At 72.6% G+C, this 4,481-nt stretch carries 5 protein-coding genes; 2 read left to right on the top strand and 3 right to left on the bottom strand.

Annotated elements, in window-relative coordinates; genetic code table 11:
• Together IE249_RS36615 and IE249_RS07980 are read left to right on the top strand one after the other, a co-directional pair.
• Positions 1-811: sodium:solute symporter family transporter (locus IE249_RS36615; protein WP_444544805.1), on the top strand; the 811-nt coding region annotated here is incomplete at its 5' end.
• Complete coding sequence (locus IE249_RS07980) at positions 808-2,013, top strand: sensor histidine kinase (protein ID WP_189704057.1); 1,206 nt, start codon at positions 808-810, stop codon at positions 2,011-2,013. The genes IE249_RS36615 and IE249_RS07980, both read left to right, overlap by 4 nt.
• Before the next feature lie 16 nt (positions 2,014-2,029).
• Here IE249_RS07980 and IE249_RS07975 read toward each other — a convergent pair whose 3' ends face one another.
• From IE249_RS07975 to IE249_RS07965, 3 genes are all read right to left on the bottom strand, one after another.
• The gene (locus IE249_RS07975; RefSeq protein ID WP_189704056.1) at positions 2,030-2,200 is read right to left on the bottom strand and encodes a hypothetical protein; all 171 of its coding nucleotides are present in this window, start codon (positions 2,198-2,200) and stop codon (positions 2,030-2,032) included.
• 93 nt (positions 2,201-2,293) lie between these two features.
• A complete protein-coding gene (locus tag IE249_RS07970) occupies positions 2,294-3,244 on the bottom strand; it encodes a cytochrome c oxidase assembly protein (RefSeq protein ID WP_189704055.1) in 951 nt (316 codons plus the stop codon).
• Positions 3,245-3,380: 136 nt separating this feature from the next.
• Complete coding sequence (locus tag IE249_RS07965) at positions 3,381-4,406, bottom strand: 6-phosphofructokinase (RefSeq protein ID WP_189704054.1); 1,026 nt, start codon at positions 4,404-4,406, stop codon at positions 3,381-3,383.
• Between the last annotated feature and the right edge of the window lie 75 nt (positions 4,407-4,481).

The raw sequence follows: 4,481 nt of genomic DNA, 5'->3' as shown, positions 1-4,481 counted from the left end.
GCTGTACGCCACGTACGGACTGATCCTCGCCACCTTCCTCGGCACCATGGGCCTGCCGCACGTCGTCGTCCGCTTCTACACCAGTCCGCACGGCGTCGCCGCCCGCCGCACCACGGTGGCCGTGCTCGGCCTGATCGGCGGCTTCTACCTGCTTCCTCCCCTGTACGGCGCACTCGGCCGCCTCTACGCCCCCGAACTGACCATCACCGGCAACGCGGACGCCGCCGTGCTGCTGCTGCCCGACCGCATGATCGGCGGCCTCGGCGGGGACCTGCTCGGCGCGCTCGTCGCGGGCGGCGCCTTCGCCGCCTTCCTGTCCACCGCGTCCGGGCTGACCATGGCCGTGGCCGGGGTGCTCACCCAGGACGTGCTGCCCTCGCGCGGGGTGCGGCACTTCCGGCTCGGCACCGTGCTCGCCATGGCCGTGCCGCTGGCCGCGAGCGTCCTGGTCGGCGGGCTCCCGGTGGCCGACGCGGTCGGGCTCGCCTTCGCCGTTTCCGCGTCCTCCTTCTGCCCGCTGCTCGTTCTCGGCATCTGGTGGCGGCGGCTCACCCCGCCCGGCGCGGCGGCCGGGATGCTCGCGGGAGGCGGCGGCGCGCTGGTCGCCGTGGCCGTGACCATGGCGGGCCTGCCGGGCACCGGGGGGCTGCACGCCCTGCTCGCCTGGCCCGCGCTGTGGTCGGTGCCGCTGGGCTTCCTCACCATGATCCTGGTGTCCCTGGCCACGCCCGGCCGGGTGCCGCCGAGGACGGCCGCGATCCTGGCCCGCTTCCACCTGCCCGAACAGCTGCGGGCGGAGGTGAAGGCGTGAGCGGCTTCCTCGCCGGGCTGTGCGTCGCGGTACTGCCGCTGCTCGCCGCCGGATTCTGGCTCGGCCGGCGCACGGCCCGCCCGCAGAACCTCGGCGACCTCGGCACCCCCGTCGAGCACGCCACCTTCCAGACCCTGCACACCGCGTCCCTCGCCGCGCCCCCGCTGCGGGCCGGGCTCACCGAGGAGACCGCCCGCAAGTCGGCCCGCCGGCTGCGCTCCCTGCTCGGCACCGACGCCCTGTGCCTCACCGACGACCGGCGGGTCCTGGCCTGGGACGGGGTCGGCGCCCACCACCGCGACGAGATCATGGAACGCCTCGCCGGTCCCCTGGACAGCGGGCGCGGCGAGGCCTTCCGGCTCGCCTGCGAGGTGCCCGACTGCCCGGTGCGCTGGGCCGTCGTCGCCCCGATCACCGTCGACGACCGGGTGCACGGCGCGCTGGTCGCCTGCGCGCCCCGGGAGTCCGCCGTGCTGGTCCGGGCCGCCGGCGAGGTCGCCCGCTGGGTGACGGTCCAGTTGGAGCTCGCCGATCTCGACGACTCCCGCACCCGGCTCATCGAGGCCGAGATCAAGGCCCTGCGCGCCCAGATCTCCCCGCACTTCATCTTCAACTCGCTCGCGGTGATCGCCTCGTTCGTGCGCACCGACCCCGAGCGGGCCCGCGGGCTGCTGCTGGAGTTCGCCGACTTCACCCGCTACTCGTTCCGCCGGCACGGCGACTTCACCACGCTCGCCGACGAACTGCACGCCATAGAGCACTACCTGGCGCTCGTACGGGCGCGCTTCGGCGACCGCCTCGCCGTCACCCTGCAGATCGCCCCCGAGGTGCTGCCGGTCGCGCTGCCCTTCCTGTGCCTCCAGCCGTTGGTGGAGAACGCCGTCAAGCACGGCCTGGAGGGCAAGGCGGGCACCCGCCGCATCCGCATCACCGCGCAGGACGCGGGCGCCGAGGCGCTGGTCGTCATCGAGGACGACGGCGCCGGCATGGACCCCGCTTTGCTGCGCCGCATCCTCGCGGGCGAGGTCAGCCCCTCGGGCGGGATCGGCCTGTCCAACGTGGACGACCGGCTCCGCCAGGTCTACGGCGACGACCACGGCCTGGTCATCGAGACCGCGCCCGGCGCCGGCATGAAGATCACCGTACGGCTGCCGAAGTACCAGCCGGGCGTGCACTCGGCGGGCCGGCTGCCCGGGGAGTGAGCGGGCGGGCGCGGCTTCAGGTGCTGCGGGTGGCCACCATGCCGAGGGTGATCAGGCCCAGCACGACCCAGCCGAACCACAGCCAGCCGTTGCCGCCGAGCGCCACCGTGTAGGCCGTCACCACGACGAGCGCGCCGACGGTGAGCACCCCCATCGCCTTCGTGGAACCGTCCGTGGAACGGGGCATCGCGACACCCTCCTCATGGTCCGTCCGTCTCCATGGTGCCCCGCAGGGGCGCGGGCGGACAGATGTGGGGAAGGGGTGCCCGGGGGGAACCGGTCAGTTCCCGCGCGCGTTGAGCGAGGCGAGGTAGGCGTTGTACGCCTCGAGCTCCTTGTCACCGTCGCGGTCGGCGGCGCGGTCCTTGCGCTTGGCCTGCCGCTGGTCGGAACGGTACCACTGGTACAGCAGCGCGAGCAGCACCAGCACCGACGGCACCTCGCTGAACGCCCACGCGATGCCGCCCGCCGCGGTCTGGTCCGACAGGGCGTCGATGCCGAGCGAGGCGGGCGGGTTCCTGAAGGTGTCCACCATGGTCGTGGACGCCATCATCAGCGCGATGCCGAAGAACGCGTGGAAGGGCATGCCCGCGAACAGCTCCAGCATCCGCATCAGGTAACCGGGCCGGTTCGGGCCCGGGTCCACACCCATGATCGGCCAGAAGAAGGCCAGGCCCACCGCGAGGAAGTGCACCATCATCGCGATGTGTCCCGCCTTCGACCCCATGAGGAAGTCGAACAGTGGGGTGAAGTACAGCGCGTACAGGCTCGCGATGAACATCGGGATGGTGAACCCGGGGTGGGTGACGACGCGGACGTAGCGGCTGTGCAGCAGCGCCAGCAGCAGCTCGCGCGGGCCCTTGCGGCCCCGCCCGGCCGGGGGCAGCGCGCGCAGCGCCAGCGTGATCGGGGCGCCGAGCAGGATCAGGATCGGCGAGAGCATGCTGATCACCATGTGCTGGACCATGTGCACGCTGAACATGACCATGCCGTAGTCGTTCAGCCCCGTGCACATCACCAGCATCACGGTCAGCACACCGACGGCGTAGGCGACGGTCCGGCCCACCGGCCAGGAGTCGCCGCGCCTCCGCAGTCGCACCACGCCCCAGCCGTACAGGCCGAGGCCGAGCAGGCAGGCGACGAGGAAGAAGGGGTCCGCGGACCACTCCAGGCCGCGTCCCAGCGTGAACGGCGGCAGATCCATCGTCATGCCGTGCCCGCTGTGATCCATCCGCCGGCTCCTGGTTCGTGGGGGTTGTGCACCGTCCGACCACAGCTGTGCCTGTCCGCAGCTGTCTGTCCGCACCCAGAGTAGAACCGCCCCCGGCCGCGTTCGCGACCGGGGGCGGTGTGTGCTCGCGCGCCCGCTACAGCACGCACTCCGCCTCGGCGTAACGATCGGCGGGGACCGTCTTGAGCGTCTCCACGGCCTCGGCCAGCGGCACCATCACGATGTCCGTGCCGCGCAGCGCGGTCATCCGGCCGAACTCCCCGCGGTGCGCGGCCTCCACGGCGTGCCAGCCGAACCGGGTGGCGAGCACCCTGTCGTACGCCGTCGGGGTGCCGCCGCGCTGGACGTGCCCGAGGATGACCGGCCGGGCCTCCTTGCCCAGGCGCTCCTCCAGCTCGACGGAGAGCTGCCGGGCGATGCCGGCGAACCGCTCGTGGCCGTAGACGTCCTTGCCGCCCTCGTCGAAGTCCATGGTGCCGGGGCGGGGCTTGGCGCCCTCGGCGGCCACCACGATCGCGAAGCGCTTGCCGGCCGCGAACCGCTCGCCGACCTTCGTCGCCAACTCCTCGATGTCGAAGGGGCGTTCCGGTACGACGATGGCGTGGGCGCCGGCCGCCATGCCGGACTGGAGCGCGATCCAGCCGGTGTGCCGGCCCATGACCTCCACGATCAGCACCCGCTGGTGCGACTCGGCGGTGGTCTTCAGCCGGTCCAGGGCCTCGGTGGCCACGGTCACGGCCGTGTCGAAGCCGAAGGTGACATCGGTGACAGCGATGTCGTTGTCGATGGTCTTGGGCACCCCGACGATGGGCAGTCCGCTGTCGGACAGCAGCCGGGCCGCCTTCAGCGTGCCCTCGCCGCCTATCGGGATGATCGCGTCGAGCCCGAGCTCCTCGACGTGGCCCCGCGCCCGCTCCACGCCGTCGCGCAGATGCTCGGGACGGACCCGGGAGGAGCCGAGGATGGTGCCGCCGCGGGCCAGGATCCCGCCCACGGCGTCGAGGTCGAGCTTGAGGTAGTCGCACTCCAGGAGGCCCTTCCAGCCGTCCCGGAAGCCGATGACCTCGTCGCCGTGGTCGACGACGGCGCGGTGCACGACGGACCGGATGACGGCGTTCAGGCCGGGACAGTCGCCGCCGGACGTGAGGACACCAATGCGCATAGCCCGAGTTACCTTTTCCACATGGGCACGGGACCGGACCGCGCTGTCCGGCTCGATCCCCGCCACCCTAGCGGC

Origin of the sequence: Streptomyces anandii JCM 4720 (assembly GCF_014650655.1) — a bacterium.
GTDB classification, from domain to species: domain Bacteria; phylum Actinomycetota; class Actinomycetes; order Streptomycetales; family Streptomycetaceae; genus Streptomyces; species Streptomyces anandii.
The sequence above is the reverse complement of the archived record's forward strand: the minus strand, read 5'-3'. Positions and strand labels throughout refer to the sequence as shown.